This window comes from Vibrio sp. EA2 (genome assembly GCF_033042495.1).
Taxonomy (GTDB): domain Bacteria; phylum Pseudomonadota; class Gammaproteobacteria; order Enterobacterales; family Vibrionaceae; genus Vibrio.
In genome coordinates, this window is sequence record NZ_JAWLID010000006.1 from 175968 (window position 1) to 191407 (window position 15440).

13 protein-coding genes and 1 tRNA gene are annotated in these 15440 nt (G+C 43.6%); 10 read left to right on the forward strand and 4 right to left on the reverse strand.

Translation table 11 applies throughout. The annotated features are described in order from the left end of the window. Positions 1-121: 121 nt before the first annotated feature. The 8 genes from rpsU (at position 122) to RXX31_RS14790 (ending at position 8924) form a co-directional block, all read left to right on the forward strand. On the forward strand, positions 122-337 hold the full coding sequence (gene rpsU / locus RXX31_RS14755; RefSeq protein ID WP_001145625.1) for a 30S ribosomal protein S21: 216 nt from the start codon (positions 122-124) through the stop codon (positions 335-337). Between the two features lie 28 nt (positions 338-365). Then, positions 366-809, forward strand: a complete 444-nt coding sequence (locus RXX31_RS14760; RefSeq protein ID WP_317590289.1) for a GatB/YqeY domain-containing protein — start codon at positions 366-368, stop codon at positions 807-809. Positions 810-951: 142 nt separating this feature from the next. Further along, entirely contained in the window at positions 952-2709 is a 1758-nt protein-coding gene (gene dnaG / locus RXX31_RS14765; protein WP_317590291.1) for a DNA primase, read from the forward strand. Between the two features lie 99 nt (positions 2710-2808). Next, positions 2809-4680: an RNA polymerase sigma factor RpoD gene (rpoD, locus tag RXX31_RS14770; RefSeq protein WP_317590293.1), complete on the forward strand. Its 1872-nt coding sequence runs from the start codon at positions 2809-2811 to the stop codon at positions 4678-4680. Between the two features lie 154 nt (positions 4681-4834). Beyond that, positions 4835-4910, forward strand: a tRNA-Ile gene (locus RXX31_RS14775). Between the two features lie 922 nt (positions 4911-5832). Continuing rightward, complete coding sequence (locus tag RXX31_RS14780; protein ID WP_317590294.1) at positions 5833-6177, forward strand: hypothetical protein; 345 nt, start codon at positions 5833-5835, stop codon at positions 6175-6177. A gap of 1012 nt (positions 6178-7189) precedes the next feature. Next, positions 7190-7525 (forward strand): helix-turn-helix domain-containing protein, encoded by a 336-nt coding sequence (locus tag RXX31_RS14785; protein ID WP_020904247.1) that lies wholly within the window; start codon positions 7190-7192, stop codon positions 7523-7525. Continuing rightward, entirely contained in the window at positions 7518-8924 is a 1407-nt protein-coding gene (locus RXX31_RS14790; protein WP_317590295.1) for a HipA domain-containing protein, read from the forward strand. Before RXX31_RS14785 ends, RXX31_RS14790 begins: the two co-directional genes overlap by 8 nt. A gap of 150 nt (positions 8925-9074) precedes the next feature. Here RXX31_RS14790 and RXX31_RS14795 read toward each other — a convergent pair whose 3' ends face one another. Further along, a complete protein-coding gene (locus RXX31_RS14795) occupies positions 9075-9629 on the reverse strand; it encodes a porin family protein (RefSeq protein WP_317590296.1) in 555 nt (184 codons plus the stop codon). Positions 9630-9952: 323 nt separating this feature from the next. Next, complete coding sequence (locus RXX31_RS14800; RefSeq protein ID WP_317590297.1) at positions 9953-11086, reverse strand: flagellin; 1134 nt, start codon at positions 11084-11086, stop codon at positions 9953-9955. A gap of 316 nt (positions 11087-11402) precedes the next feature. On the opposite strand from RXX31_RS14800, the gene RXX31_RS14805 reads away from it, so the two are divergent. Beyond that, positions 11403-12206 (forward strand): MetQ/NlpA family ABC transporter substrate-binding protein, encoded by an 804-nt coding sequence (locus tag RXX31_RS14805; protein WP_317590298.1) that lies wholly within the window; start codon positions 11403-11405, stop codon positions 12204-12206. A gap of 110 nt (positions 12207-12316) precedes the next feature. Here RXX31_RS14805 and RXX31_RS14810 read toward each other — a convergent pair whose 3' ends face one another. Then, entirely contained in the window at positions 12317-12607 is a 291-nt protein-coding gene (locus RXX31_RS14810; protein ID WP_317590299.1) for a D-fructose-6-phosphate amidotransferase, read from the reverse strand. A gap of 316 nt (positions 12608-12923) precedes the next feature. Here RXX31_RS14810 and RXX31_RS14815 point away from each other — a divergent pair, with 316 nt between their 5' ends. Next, on the forward strand, positions 12924-14006 hold the full coding sequence (locus RXX31_RS14815; protein ID WP_317590300.1) for a DUF4382 domain-containing protein: 1083 nt from the start codon (positions 12924-12926) through the stop codon (positions 14004-14006). Positions 14007-14080: 74 nt separating this feature from the next. Here the strand turns inward: RXX31_RS14815 and RXX31_RS14820 are convergent, their stop codons facing one another. Next, entirely contained in the window at positions 14081-15439 is a 1359-nt protein-coding gene (locus RXX31_RS14820) for an 8-oxoguanine deaminase (RefSeq protein WP_317590302.1), read from the reverse strand. Between the last annotated feature and the right edge of the window lies 1 nt (position 15440).

Genomic DNA, 15440 nt, shown 5'->3' on the forward strand with positions numbered 1-15440 from the left:
AAGCAGTTGTGATCGGATTAAAATTCCGCACCATTTTTGATCAGCTGGTAAGTGACCGAATAATTGTGATTTGGTCTGTTGAATGCCAGCATTAACGAATAACCCCTGAGGTGAAAGGCATATGCCAGTAGTTAAAGTACGTGAAAACGAACCGTTCGACGTTGCTCTACGTCGTTTTAAGCGCTCTTGCGAAAAAGCAGGTATCCTTTCTGAAGTGCGTCGTCGTGAGCACTACGAAAAACCAACTACAGTTCGCAAACGCGCTAAAGCAGCAGCTCAAAAGCGTCACGCTAAGAAGCTAGCTCGCGAAAACGCTCGTCGCGTTCGCCTGTACTAATAACTGAGCTCCATAGAGGAATTTAGTTATGGCTCTGATTGATCAACTCAAAGAAGAGCAAAAATTAGCGATGAAAGCCAAGGACAAACTGCGCCTTGGTACTATTCGTTTAGCCTTAGCAGCAATTAAGCAACGTGAAGTCGACGAGCAGATCACTCTGAGCGACGAGGACATTATTGCGGTATTGACTAAGATGGTTAAACAACGTCGCGATTCTGTTACGCAATATGAAGCAGCGGGTCGTCAAGATCTTGCTGATGCGGAGCAAGCAGAAATTACCGTTCTTGAGGATTTTATGCCTCAACCACTGACAGACGATGAAGTTGTCACTCTTATCGAGAAAGCAATTGCAGAGTCTGGTGCAGCTGGCATGCAAGACATGGGTAAAGTAATGGGCGTTTTGAAACCGCAGATTCAAGGGCGTGCAGATATGGGTAAAGTAAGCGGTTTAGTTCGCGCTAAATTGGCTTAACACCCCACCCAATTGCAGCAAGCCGTGCTATCCTTTGGAGCGCACGGCTTGTTTGTATCTGAATGAAATAACTCAAAGTCGCACACAAGCTTTCTCGTAATTCATTCACACCAATCATGATTTTTCTTTTTTGTTAGGTTTTATGGCTGGACACATCCCACGCAGTTTTATCGATGACCTTCTAGCTCGGCTTGATATTGTCGATATCGTTGACGCACGCGTGAAACTTAAGAAAAAAGGCAAAAACTACGGCGCTTGTTGCCCATTCCATAATGAGAAAACGCCCTCTTTTAGCGTGAGTCAGGAAAAACAGTTTTATCACTGTTTTGGGTGTGGCGCCCATGGCAACGCAATCGACTTCATCATGGAGTTCGAACGTCTGGACTTTGTGGAAGCCATCGAAGAGCTTGCCTCGTATTTAGGTCTGGATGTCCCACGTGAACAGCGTAGTGGTGGAGGCCAGTTTAAGTCTGGCCCACAGGCAAGCAGCAGTGAAAAACGTAACCTTTACGATCTCATGGGCAGTATCGCTCAGTTCTATCGTAACCAGCTAAAACAACCAGCTAACAAAGTCGCGATTGAATATCTAAAAGATCGTGGCTTATCTGGCGAAATCGTGCAGAAGTTTGGCATCGGGTACGTGGCTGACGAATGGGACTTAGTCCGTAAGAACTTCGGCCAGCAAAAAGACGCTCAAGACATGCTCGTGACGGGCGGCATGTTGATTGAAAACGATAAAGGCAATCGCTACGACCGATTCCGCGGGCGTGTGATGTTCCCGATTCGTGACCGCCGCGGTCGAGTTATTGGTTTTGGTGGCCGCGTGCTAGGCGATGGTACACCGAAATACCTTAACTCACCGGAAACGCCCATCTTCCATAAAGGTAAAGAACTTTACGGCCTTTATGAAGTACTGCAGGCATATCGAGAGCCGCCAAAAATTTTAGTGGTTGAAGGTTATATGGACGTTGTCGCTTTAGCACAATATGGCGTCGATTATTCCGTTGCTTCATTAGGCACTTCCACCACTGGCGATCACATTCAAATGCTGTTTCGTCAAACTAACACGGTGGTGTGTTGCTACGATGGCGACCGAGCTGGTAAAGAAGCCGCATGGCGAGCACTGGAAAATGCCCTTCAGTACTTAAAAACTGGTAACACATTGAAATTCATGTTCTTACCGGACGGTGAAGATCCAGATAGCTATGTTCGCAAATACGGCAAGGCAGCTCTAGAACAACAAATTGAGCAAGCGACACCACTATCGAGCTACCTGTTTGATAACCTGATCGAATTGCATCAAATTAACTTGGGCAATATTGAGGGAAAATCGGCGCTCAGAGCTTATGCTAGTGCCTTGATAGACAAGATTCCTGATCCATACTTTCAGGAGCTACTAGAAAAACTGCTTGATGAACGCACAGGCTTTGATAACCGCCTGCGTCAAGCTCGTAAAAAAGTGAACGAAACTCGACCTCAGCCGCACAAAGAGATCAAACGAACACCAATGCGTGAGGTTATCGCTCTACTTATTCAAAATCCGAGCTATGCTCAAATGGTACCGGACCTCTCCACAGTGAGAGAATTATCCATACCAGGCCTCAGTTTATTTGTAGATGTACTTGATAAATGCCAGGCGCATCCCCATATAAACACAGGCCAATTATTAGAGCACTGGCGAAGTAGCCAGAATGAGGCACTTCTGTCTCGTCTTGCGAGCTGGGACATTCCGCTCGATGAAGACAACCAAGAAGAAATATTTTTAGACTCACTGGACAAAATTATCGCCCAGTGTGTAGAAAAACAAATTGAAAACCTGCAGGCCAAAGCAAGAAGCGTCGGTTTATCAGCCGAGGAGAAAAGGGAGCTGCTAGCACTTATGCTAGATTTAAAAGCGTAACCCTGTTTAATTAGTCAGCATCAATTTAATTTGTTATAGTTAGTGGTTTGCATTTCGCATACTGATTCCTTCACCAGATTACGAAGTTGGATACCGTCTATGGATCAAAATCCGCAGTCACAGCTAAAGTCACTTGTTATTAAAGGCAAGGAACAAGGCTATCTGACCTACGCCGAAGTAAATGACCACCTACCTGCTGAAATCGTAGATTCAGAACAGGTAGAAGACATCATTCAGATGATCAATGATATGGGCATTAAGGTAGTAGAAACTGCTCCTGATGCTGATGATTTAGCACTAAATGATGACACAAATATTACCGATGAAGATGCAGCCGAAGCTGCAGCCGCTGCACTTTCTAGCGTAGAGAGTGAAATTGGTCGTACGACAGACCCAGTACGTATGTACATGCGCGAAATGGGTACTGTTGAGCTACTGACCCGCGAAGGCGAAATCGACATCGCAAAACGTATTGAAGAAGGTATTAACCAAGTTCAATCATCGGTTGCTGAATACCCAGGAACGATCCCGTACATTCTTGAACAATTTGATAAAGTTCAAGCGGAAGAGCTTCGCCTTACGGACCTAATTTCTGGCTTTGTAGACCCAGATGCAGACGATACCGCTGCACCTACAGCAACACACATCGGTTCTGAGCTGTCTGAATCTCAATTAGAAGATGAAGATAACACAGACGTTGATGATGACGAAGACGAAGACAAAGACGACGATTCAGATGATGATTCTGAAGAAGATGTTGGTATCGATCCAGAACTGGCTCTGGAGAAGTTTAATCAGCTCCGTAGCACATACCAAAATCTACAATTAGCAATCAATGAATATGGTTACGAAAGCCCGAAAGCAACCGTAGCTAATGAAATGATGCTAGACGTGTTCAAAGAATTCCGTCTAACACCAAAACAGTTCGATCACCTGGTGAATGAGCTGCGTACTTCTATGGATCGCGTTCGTACGCAAGAACGTTTGATCATGAAGTCAGTAGTTGAATACGGCAAGATGCCGAAGAAGTCATTCATCGCTCTGTTCACTGGTAACGAATCAAGTGATGCTTGGTTAGATGAAGTTCTGGCTTCTGACAAACCATACGCAGAGAAGATCAAACGTAACGAAGAAGAAATCCGTCGCTCAATCACTAAGCTAAAAATGATTGAAGAAGAGACATCTCTGAGCGTTCAAAACGTTAAAGACATCAGCCGTCGCATGTCTATCGGTGAAGCAAAAGCTCGCCGTGCGAAGAAAGAGATGGTTGAAGCGAACTTACGTCTGGTAATTTCTATCGCGAAGAAATACACCAACCGTGGTCTACAGTTCCTGGATCTAATCCAAGAAGGTAACATCGGCTTGATGAAAGCGGTAGATAAGTTCGAATACCGTCGTGGTTACAAGTTCTCGACATACGCAACGTGGTGGATCCGTCAGGCAATCACTCGTTCAATCGCGGACCAAGCTCGTACGATTCGTATTCCGGTTCACATGATCGAAACGATCAACAAACTAAACCGTATCTCTCGTCAAATGCTACAAGAGATGGGTCGTGAGCCACTACCAGAAGAACTGGCAGAACGCATGCAGATGCCAGAAGACAAGATTCGTAAAGTGCTGAAAATCGCTAAAGAGCCAATCTCAATGGAGACACCAATTGGTGACGACGAAGATTCGCATCTAGGAGATTTCATCGAAGATACGACGCTTGAACTACCATTAGACTCTGCAACAGCGACAAGCTTGAGAGGCGCGACAAAAGACGTGCTTGCAGGCCTAACGCCACGTGAAGCAAAAGTACTTCGCATGCGCTTTGGTATCGACATGAACACCGACCACACTCTAGAAGAGGTAGGTAAACAGTTCGATGTTACTCGTGAACGTATTCGTCAGATCGAAGCAAAAGCACTGCGTAAACTTCGTCACCCAAGCCGCTCAGAAACTCTGCGCAGCTTCCTAGACGAGTAACCGAAGCGCTAACAAGCTTTAAAAAATCAAAAAAGGTGACCCTAGGTCACCTTTTTTATTATCCACTGTGCTAAGTGGATAAAAACTAAGCGCAATTAGCCATGCTGGTATCTAGACACCTCGCAGCGCTTCCCCTATAATCGTTGACCTATTAGGCCCCTTAGCTCAGTGGTTAGAGCAGTCGACTCATAATCGATTGGTCCGCAGTTCAAGTCTGCGAGGGGCCACCATATTTTAGAAGGCTCGTAGAGAAATCTACGGGCCTTTGTCTTTTCTGGTCCGGTCTATATCCGGTTCGGAGTCTTGTCCGGTAAGTACTAACCTTTCTAAGAGTCTGCATCAGTAAACACGTCTACTCTGCTTTAACCTCAGGGCAAAAAATACCAGTACCAAAACAGAATCAGCCTCTGTATGTAAGTTGCCGCTAGAAATCGTCCTAGGAAGACAACAGGGACAGTTTCGGTGCTGAATACCATCTTCGTGTTGAAGTGCATTTATCGACGTCGACGACGACAGTACAGCGACAAATTTTCAGTTAAAGACAGGAATAGGACCGGACCGACGACGCCGTCGCGATAATTGCAGAAACTACATCATGCAGGAAGTCAGGCGGGATAAGCCTTAGAGTAAGATTACAGGGCCAGTCTGGTGTGACCGACCCAGCGATCTAGGATTTTAGTTGTTAGGTTTTAGCTATACAAACGAGAAGGTCAAATATGATTTGGGTATTCTAAATCATCAACACAAACCCAAACTTTTTGTTTTGATGTATCTTCAATCCACTTTATCTCTGACTTATTTAAACCTAATGCGGAAGTACTTTTTTCTCCTTCATCAGTTTCTCAGCGTAAGCCTTCCCAACAAAGTCTGCTTTTAGGGTGCGCAAGGCAAGCATTGGCTAATGAATTGTCAGATGATGGTAGAGTGTACGTTCGATTTAAACCAAAATGGGCCTTGGGACTGCCACTAAACATATGTTTATCAAGAATTTTAACAGTAAAAACGAATCAAAATAAGATATTTATCTCGATTTCACGATATCAATAAGAAACAATATAGGTTTGACGTTTTTTTGTGATACTGTCCCCAAAAAATAAGTCGATAACTTTCGGCATAGTATTCTTTTTTGGGTTGTAATTTATGAGCGTTGGAATGTATAAACTAGCTATTTTTGTTATTTGTAATGGTTTAACTAGCTCTGCCTTAGCAGATTCTTTTCATAGTACTGAAAACGTCGATTGTATGAAATCAAAAACCGGAAATATGCTCTTCGAACAGTGTAAGGACCGCACTAGCGGTTTAACCTGGAATCGAACAACGATTTATGCAGGAGATAATCAGTATCTGCGAGGAACTGATAAAGAAGGTAATAAATGGACCGCGACCCGTGAGATTCAAGATAAGCACTATAAGACCACTTATAATGATAAATTTGGCAACGCTATACGTGTAGAAGAATGTAATATTAATAATTGTACTGAAACTGTAACGAATTGAACATATTGTTGTTTCGCGCCTTAGTAGAACAACGCAGTAACCCTTCTTCCTTCAGGGAGGGTAGTGTTCAAGAAGTCCATCGTTATGTGTCATTATCAGGGCTCAACAGCAATTAGCTGCAGCTATATTCAAAGCCGTAACTACATATAACGCACTGATTAGTAGTTTTTAATTACTGCATTTCCTATTAGATTTATTGATTGAAGAGTTTGATTTGGATTGCTGTCGTCGGCTCACTGTCAACGATGGTAAATGGTAGGGTTATTGGGTTTTCTTGTCGGTAGAGCTAATAGTTCGGCTTTTATCTTCTAATATTCATCACCTAATACGTAAAGGTAAATTGATGATTCTAACTTTGAGCTAGACCTAAATCTTTAACTATTGAGGCGCAAAGCCCTTGGTTATTGACTGAACCTCAGGGATATAGGGGTTTATACACCTCGCCTTTCCGGTCTCTCTCCTGTCCCCAAGCTACAAACTCACCCCAGTACCTTCGTCGTCGTCGACGTAAAATCCCAGCCACATCTGTGCGTCGTCAACGTCAGCGTAGTAATGTGAATAGTAGGATGATGAGATTTTGTGGGATTGATGCGTGGGGAATTTAGAAGCTAAGCCTGGGAGGATAGTATGCGGTCAGACCTTCGCTCATAATCGATTGGTCCGCAGTTCAAGTCTGCGAGGGGCCACCATATTCTAGAAGGTTAGTAAGCGTAGTGTTTACTAACCTTTTTTTGTACCTGACGATTTTGGGTCAGGTAAGCCCCGATCACGCACTCTTCTCTGTCTTCTTCCAATACTAATCCGAATACTACGCTGTTGCCAAATGTGTCGTTCTAGTTGATAAATATCTCCCATAAAGAACAAAGAGAGATATTGAACTAGCCAACTAACCATAAGTAACTTAAATTGCACTTATAGGTAATTTCTTATACAGCCACTACAAAAGTGAGTTATAGTGAACTTATATGTTAAGACGACCCCAATAATGACAAAAGTACATTAAAAGGCACTTATGAAAAAAGGTAAGATGGTAAAAGCACAACCTATGCCTGATTTGAATACCGAGTTCAGTATGGAAACGCTGGGTAGCGCCATTCGCTCAAAGCGCACCGATAGAGGCTGGCGTATTGATGATCTCGCTTCAAAAGCCAATTTATCTCGTAGAACAGTCATGAAGGTAGAAAAAGGCGATACCAGTGTCACTTTTGCCAATGTACTCGTCCTCATGGACATCTTAGGGCTATCGTTACGCCTTATCGATTTAAACCTATTTGTTCGTCCACATAGCCAAATAACCTCCCAAGCTGAAAACAGCGTGAGAAGCAATGAGGACGGTTGGTATGAGTAAGCTACAACAGTTAGACGTGTTTATCGGTACGAATACCAAAATTGGTCGTTTGATTCTTCCTGTCGGAACAGAAACAGAGTTTTCATTCATCTATGAAGATGAATGGAAACACACGGGTTTCCCAATTTCCCCACACATCCCTTTCGATACTCAGGCTTCACCACGTAGTATCGAGAACTATCTCAGAAATCTCCTTCCTGAAGGAGAAGCCTTTGAAGAGATGATACAAAACACCACTATCTCCAAAAGCAACACGTTCGGGCTGATTCGTAAGCTTGGTGCGGAAACATCTGGCGCATTATCTTTTCGAGTTCCAGGCTCAGAACCTGAGGAAACCAGCTTTAGACCTGTACCTGATGAGGAACTAATAGAACGACTCGAGCGAAATTTAGCACCTTTAGTTTATTGGGACGGTAAGGTTCGCCTTTCGGTTGCTGGTGTGCAAAACAAATTAAACTTACTTAAGCGCGGTGATGAATGGGGGTTTGGTGAAGGCAAATTAAGTTCGAACTACATTCTGAAGTTTGAAAGCGGTAGAGCACCGTGTATTGCTGTTAATAAGTTCTTTTGCATGACATTAGCCAAGCTAGCAGGTTTGGACGTCGCTAATGTTGAGTTAACTCGCATTGGGAAGACTAGAACACTGATCATAGAGCGGCTCGATCGTGCCTATATTGAAGCTCGTGATGTCGTTCAACGAAAACATGTGATTGATGGCTGTCAGGCAACTGACTTACCTCCAGGTTACAAATACGAGCGTCAGAATGGGGATGAAGGCGATGGCGTATATATGCGTGATGGCGTTTCTTTCCCACGCCTACTGAGCGTCAAAACTATAGACACGGTAATCACCAACCTAAAGCTTACCCAATGGATGCTCTTTAATCTAGCAACGCTAAACTACGATGCTCATGGTAAAAATATTAGCTTCTTCGTCACCCCTAAAGGCCTTGAACTGACCCCTTTTTATGATTTAGTAAACATAGAAGCTATCGCTCAAGAGGGAGCAAAACGCAACTCACGAAGCGGTAAATTGTCTGCTGATGAGGGGCGTGCCGCCAGTATCCCTCAATATTTTGCAATGTCGATAGGGGATTGGGAAAGTAAATACTTTCAAAATCCGCCGAAAGGTAACTTCAAACGCCCTATCACCAGCTATGATTTAGCTGAATTCGGCGCTCTGCTGGGTTATTCAGGCACCAAAATGGCTTCCATAATGATAGAAACCGTTGGTGCTATAAAAAATGCCCTAAAGGAAGCGATTGAACTTACCGAAGCTCAAGGAATCGACGATGGAGAGCGTGAACACATAGAACTATGTGTGTCACTCATCCAAACAGAATGTGAATACTTGCTAGAACAAGCCGGCAGTGTGCCAGAAGTGAGCGAGCTTCTTTAAATTGGAAAGTATTTATTGGCAATGAGTTAATCTACATAACAAGTTGCGTGATAGTTTATGTGCAGGAATGTTATGGTGTAAAGGCTGGTTGAAGAATGCGGGCCAGTCTGATGAGACCGACCCAGAGCTCTAGGATTTTAGTGAATTAGGTTAGAAGTAGTATCGGGCACCAGCATAAAAGCCACGTATCGCAATTTCTACGTCATCAATTTCAGTATTTGCACTTCGATAGCCGACATTGAAGCTAATACTTTCATTGATGTTATATCCACCCTCTACACCATATTGATAGCCTGTTTCAGATTCTTCAACTCCGTTTACCTTATCTTTCAGAGTCATTTGACCTAAACCAAATATACCCGCTATGTACGCATTGGAATCAAAAGTATATTTAGGCTTAAGGTTAGCAAAAATCGCATGTCCATCTGCTTGCATGGCTCCTAAAAATTCTACCTCACCAAAAGTTCGGTATTCTACTTCGCCTGCAAGTTTAAAAGACTCTTCTATCTTGGACTCATATCCAACAACGGCATTAAAACCAACGTCATTTGATTCCTCGATCGATACTCCACTATTTTCTAGTTCCGTATCATTTGCAAATGCCACATCAGCCCCTAAATAAAAGCCTGTTTTTGTACTAGCCACTGCTGCACTACTGACAATAAAAGACAATACTGTCAGCGAAAATACATTTTTAGTTTTCATTTTTATCTCTAAAATTTACTAATTGTTTTATAACCACATCTCGCCATGGATATTTTAATCAATAATTACAATGAATTACCGCTCGCCATAGTATTCTAAACAGTGCTTGGAAGTCAGGGTTCTAGTCACATCAACCAAATCATATGTAATATGTATCATAAATAGCTCCCCTACCCGTCTTATACCAACATCCGTCATTTCGTTATCGTAGAATTGCGTAGGAATATCTAAAAATTCACTTGGTGTTGGTATGACTCAACTGGCGGCTAATGAAGACTTAACGTGTCATACAAACACAAGGACTGGAATTGTATAAGGCCGCCCTACTCATTCAGCAGGTTCAAAGCTGCGTTAGGAATCAATCTGGCTTGAGCTAATATAGATGATGAAGATTGTTGAAGAATTTTAGCTCGAGTCATTTCAGTTGTTTCTTTTGCGTAATCCGTATCGGTCCGGTTTCCTTTCGATGCGCTGATATTTTCGTGCATATTCGTTAAATTAGAGAGCATGCGGTCAAATCGATTGTGAAGTGCTCCCATATCAGCTCGGTGCCCATCCACATAACTCAACGCAGAGTCAATAACAGAAACGGCTTCCTGGGCACCTCCAGTGCTTGTCACATCAATGTTCTCTACTATCGTCTTACGGCCGCTATCGAAGTTGAATTCTCTAGCCAGACTCCCTGAAAAAGAAACCTCACCTTCTGCAATACTAGAATTAACAAACATTTGTAGCTCACCAGCACCGGATACTGACGCCGTCACCAACTCTTGCTGTCCATTGATATAAGTTGCAAGTTCTTCAATATCATCTCCAACTTTGGCTTCAATATTGATACTTACCTCGTTGCCAGCTCTATCAGTAGCATCAATACCGAGTTTGTGGCTATCACCCTCGACCGTCCAGCCTTCACCTTTGGCTTCTTTGGCTATAAATATCGTTCCGCCCATCTCTGAAGTACTAGAACGCATATCTTTTAGTTCCAGCAGGATCGTTTCATTATTGGAACCCACTTGAAGTGCTTTCTTGCCATAAGTTCCATCCAACAAATTCATGCCTGCAAAGTTAGAGGAACTAGCAATACTATGAAACTCTTCCTTTAAAGCTTGGATATTTTTTTGAATAGCTTTCCTGTCAGTAATTGAGGTAGCCCCATTTGCCGCTTGTAATGACTGGTCTCTCATGTCTTCTAAAATGCCAGACAATTGCTGCATAGACGCTTCAGCAGTCTGGACGATAGCGACTCCATCGCTGACATTCTTTGCTGCGACATCTAGTCCTCGACTTTGTACATCTAATCGATTCGCAATTTGTAATCCTGCGGCGTCATCTTTCGCACTGTTTATCTTTTTTCCCGAAGAAAGTTTAAGTATTGAAGAATTAAAATCATCAGAAGCCTTAGCAATATAACGTTGTGTTGCTAACGCTGCAGTGTTGTTGTGTAGGCTCAATGGCATGCATGGCCCTCCTTTCCATTATTACCGCTAAAAATTATGGAACCAAAGTCTCATTTGAGTATCGACGAAAACCACGATCACTTTAGGGATTTTTATGCATAACAAATTGAATAAATTAACTTTATTACATTCATCGCATAAATAATTAATCAATCTTTAAAGACAGAGAACCAACTGGTAAAGGGGATGCGAGATCAGAAGCTAAATTCTCACTGACGGGATCATTAGTCGGTGACGAGCTATCAAACATTGACGGTTTGTATAATTATGCTAGATTAGCCGTATAGACGTCCAAAAAAATATAAATGGAGTTATTATGGAAAGTTTTCGCCAAATTAAGCAGTTACCTTTTATTCTTATAGCAGCACTCAGTTTAGTAGCCTGTGGGCAAAAAGAAGACTCTGTCATTAAGGTAGGTGCAACGGTTGGTCCTCATGCACAAGTTGTCGAGGCCGTAGCTAAAGAAGCAGAAAGACAAGGACTTAAGGTCGAAGTGGTCGAATTTTCCGATTACGTAACACCAAACGCAGCACTGAGTGATGGCAGCATCGACATCAACAGCTATCAGCATCAGCCATTTCTGGATAACTATAACAGCAGCCACGACGGTCACCTGGTTTCTATTGGCCAATCTATTCTGATGCGTATGGGTATTTACTCGAACAAGTTCCGTTCTCTTGAAGAGCTTCCTGAGAATGCACGTATCGCTATTCCTAATGATCCAACCAACGGCGGGCGCGGTCTTCTCCTGCTTGCAGACGCAGGTTTAATTGCTTTGAAACAAGGCGTTGGCCATAAGGCGGCATTGACAGACATTACGGATAATCCAAAGGAATTTCAGTTTGTTGAAGTCGATGCGGCTCAACTGCCAAGAACGTTGGACGATGTGGATGCAGCAGCGATTACCATGAACTATGTGATGTCGTCTGGTCTTGATCCTAAAAAGCAGGGCATCTACTTAGAGTCTAAACAGGCACCTTTAGCGGTAATGGTTATCGCAACCCGCGAAGCTGATAAAGACAAAGAAGAGTACAAAAAGTTTGTTTCTATCTACCAGTCTCAGGCGATTCGTGACTACCTGGAAGAAACATTTAAAGGGACGATTGAACCTGCGTTCTAACCTATGAAATAGAAGTGTGCGATAGCAGTTTAAACGGCGCATTTGAGTAAGGCTCGTGGCGATATTCCATGAGCCTTTGTGCTTTTAAATCAGTTCTCAGACTCGCTTTACTATGTATTCTTTACGCTTTGTCTACGCTCAGATTCTAGCCGTTCAGCTAAGTACTTTTGGGTCGCTAACACTAAATCAGGGCGATCAATTAGCTTCCAGAGAAAGTATGGCGGGATGAAGAAAATAACAAAATACAACGACTCATGGAAAAAGATATTCGCAATAGAGTCTTGATGCTCAAAAAATGCGGTCAGGGCAAAGAGGTCCAACAAGACCCCTACCACTCCAAAAACAACACAGACCACAATGGCTAATCCCAAGAGCTCGCGTAAGAAATATTTATATATCATGGCACTAAATCCTTCTAGCAGTACGTCATACCAAGATACTCCTCTAACTGCTCAGTTAGCTTGATTATGGTCAATCTCTGATGGAAACCAATAAGAACTTAGTTTTATAAATATTAACGGCGATTAAATATCTTCAATTCTAACCACAGAGCTATGCGAGGACGCTTTCCGTCTCACAAGTTAGATTCAGTTCACATTTCCTTACTTGTCTTAACACAGCAGCAAAGATTAACTCCGCCATTACTCTTAAATGACATTCTTCTCGTTTTTAATACTAATATTTGTATCAAATAGTAGAACAAACAAAAGAGGCAATATGAAAAAGTACACCTACCCTATCCTCGCGATCACAGGTGGTTTAATACTAACTGGCTGTAATGGCGGTGACTCTTCATCCGATACAGAAGCAGCAACTTTTTCTCTTGCGGTTTCAGATGCTCCTGTCGATGATGCCAATAAAGTCGTTTTAGCATTTGAAGATGTGGTTTTAATCCCGTTTGATCCTGAAACAGGTGATAAAACTGGTGACGCTATCATTATGAACGTCAGCGAAGACGGTGCATTACGTCAAGTAGACTTGATGCAGTATCAAGGCAGTAACGCTGAAACCATCATCAGCGAACAAACCATTGCACCGGGTGACTACGCAATGTGTGTGTACGCAAAAGATGGCACACAGGTAAGCGGTAAGACACTTTCTTACGTCGAAAAAACCGACGGTAACGTGAAAGGCCTTGTAGTGAACAGTAAAGGTAGCTGCTATGGCACTAAACCTGATACTAGTGATCAAGGCCGCCTGAAGTTCTCGCAAAAAGGGCAATACGTGCAAGTTCACACAGGCCACAATAGCTACGTGGTTGAGTTTAATTTGCGTAAAGGCCTGGCAGATCCAACTGGTCAGGATCACATGAACATGAATTCGAATGCAGTGAGCTTAGTCAACGCATCTGAAGCTGGTCATATCGGTGGTACAGTCAGTTCAGTACAATACGATGCGTGTGTAACAGACAGTAACTCATTGAATGCCGATAATGGTGTAAATGCAGTACACGCAGTTTATCTCTATGCTGGTGAGATGGATGACAGCACAATGGGTGACTTAGGTGCTCCAGCAGAATTCAATACACCAGTTGCGATTGCTGATGTAAATGAGACCACAGATGAGCTAGGTAATGTAACGTACGACTACGAGTTCGGCTACATCGGCCCGGGTACTTACTCTATCGGGTACACCTGTACGGCATCCATTGATGCGCCGGAGACACATGAAACTTTTGAAGATGGTTTCTTGATCCACGAATACTACACGCCAGTGGAAGTATTTGCGGGTGAGCTTACAGAATATGACCTCACAGAGCAGGACGTCACAGAAGAAAACATCGACCAAGAAGTTCTGTAATTTCTAGTGCTACTTAAGTGAATAAAAAAGCCGCTCATACCTGTGAGCGGCTTTTATTTTTAGTCTATTAGACATTAACCTGCAGACAGCTCAGATAACCGCTTGGCTGCCCGGCTATGGCGACTCATCAAATCTTGTAAATCTACACCGATCACTTCACCATCATGGACCCGCCACTGGCCAGCAACCATCACTCGGTCCGCCTGTTGAGCACCACATAGTAGCAGTGCAGCCAACGGGTCATGACTCCCAGAGAAACGAATATCATCCAGCTTAAACATAGCAATATCAGCCTGATAACCGATGTTTAGCTCCCCAATATCTTGTCGCCCCATTGCCAGTGCCGAACCTTTCGTCGCCCAGCGCAGCGCATCAAAATGCGTGACTTTCGCCGAGCCATATTGCAGGCGCTGCAGGTACATAGCCATGCGGACTTCGGCGATCATATTGGAGCCATCGTTTGAAGCTGAGCCATCTACGCCAAGACCGACTTTCACACCGGCTTGCTCAAGTTCTAAGTTCTTACACATCCCGGAGGCCAGCATCATATTAGATGTTGGACAGTGGCTGACCCCAACGCCCGCTTTGCCTAAGCGTAGAATCTCTTCAGCGTTAAAGTGAATACCGTGGGCCAGCCAGGTACGTTCATTTAACCAACCGACATCTTCAAGGTAATCGACCGGACGCAGTCCAAACTGCTTGATGCAGAAGTTCTCTTCATCAATGGTTTCGCACAAGTGGGTGTGTACCATGACATTTTCGTCGTGTGCGATTCGCGCCGTCTCTTTCATCAAATCCGTGGTCACTGAAAATGGCGAGCACGGTGCGAGCGCAATTTGTATCATCGCACCATCATGGTCTTGGTGATATTCATTGATCAGTCGTTTGCTGTCATCGACTATCGTTTGCTCTGTTTGGATAGTATGCCTTGGCGGTAAACCGCCCTGATCTTCCCCCAAACTCATTGAACCCCGAGTAAAAATAGCGCGTACGCCAAGGCTGTGTGCAGCTTCAACTTGCAGATCGATGGCATGTTCCAGACCATTGGGTAATAAGTAGTGATGATCCGAAGCGGTCGTGCACCCTGAACGCATAAGCTCAACTAAAGCCAATTCAGTAGCGACACTCATCATTTCCTGATCAAGGTTCGCCCACACCGGATAAAGGCTTTTCAACCAGTGAAACAGCTCTTTATTGAGAGCATCGGGATAAGCGCGAGTCAAAGTTTGATAAAAGTGGTGGTGGGCATTGATTAGCCCTGGAGTGATAACGTGCTGACTGGCGTTGACTACCGAATCGATTTTGCTGTCAGGCGTGGCATTTAAGGCCACCAGCTCAACAATTTTGTTTCCGCGAATCACCAGACCTCCGCGAGCGTCCTGCTCATTGCCAGTGTAAATCGCGAGTGGATTCTTAATCCAGATTGTTTCCATT

Excerpts from the sequence above, each read along its gene's own strand:
- rpsU (WP_001145625.1), top strand. The coding sequence starts at position 122 with ATGCCAGTAGTTAAAGTACGTGAAAACGAACCGTTCGACGTTGCTCTA.
- RXX31_RS14760 (WP_317590289.1), top strand. The coding sequence starts at position 366 with ATGGCTCTGATTGATCAACTCAAAGAAGAGCAAAAATTAGCGATGAAA.
- dnaG (WP_317590291.1), top strand. The coding sequence starts at position 952 with ATGGCTGGACACATCCCACGCAGTTTTATCGATGACCTTCTAGCTCGG.
- rpoD (WP_317590293.1), top strand. The coding sequence starts at position 2,809 with ATGGATCAAAATCCGCAGTCACAGCTAAAGTCACTTGTTATTAAAGGC.
- RXX31_RS14780 (WP_317590294.1), top strand. The coding sequence starts at position 5,833 with ATGTATAAACTAGCTATTTTTGTTATTTGTAATGGTTTAACTAGCTCT.
- RXX31_RS14785 (WP_020904247.1), top strand. The coding sequence starts at position 7,190 with ATGAAAAAAGGTAAGATGGTAAAAGCACAACCTATGCCTGATTTGAAT.
- RXX31_RS14790 (WP_317590295.1), top strand. The coding sequence starts at position 7,518 with ATGAGTAAGCTACAACAGTTAGACGTGTTTATCGGTACGAATACCAAA.
- RXX31_RS14795 (WP_317590296.1), bottom strand. The coding sequence starts at position 9,629 with ATGAAAACTAAAAATGTATTTTCGCTGACAGTATTGTCTTTTATTGTC.
- RXX31_RS14800 (WP_317590297.1), bottom strand. The coding sequence starts at position 11,086 with ATGCCATTGAGCCTACACAACAACACTGCAGCGTTAGCAACACAACGT.
- RXX31_RS14805 (WP_317590298.1), top strand. The coding sequence starts at position 11,403 with ATGGAAAGTTTTCGCCAAATTAAGCAGTTACCTTTTATTCTTATAGCA.
- RXX31_RS14810 (WP_317590299.1), bottom strand. The coding sequence starts at position 12,607 with ATGATATATAAATATTTCTTACGCGAGCTCTTGGGATTAGCCATTGTG.
- RXX31_RS14815 (WP_317590300.1), top strand. The coding sequence starts at position 12,924 with ATGAAAAAGTACACCTACCCTATCCTCGCGATCACAGGTGGTTTAATA.
- RXX31_RS14820 (WP_317590302.1), bottom strand. The coding sequence starts at position 15,439 with ATGGAAACAATCTGGATTAAGAATCCACTCGCGATTTACACTGGCAAT.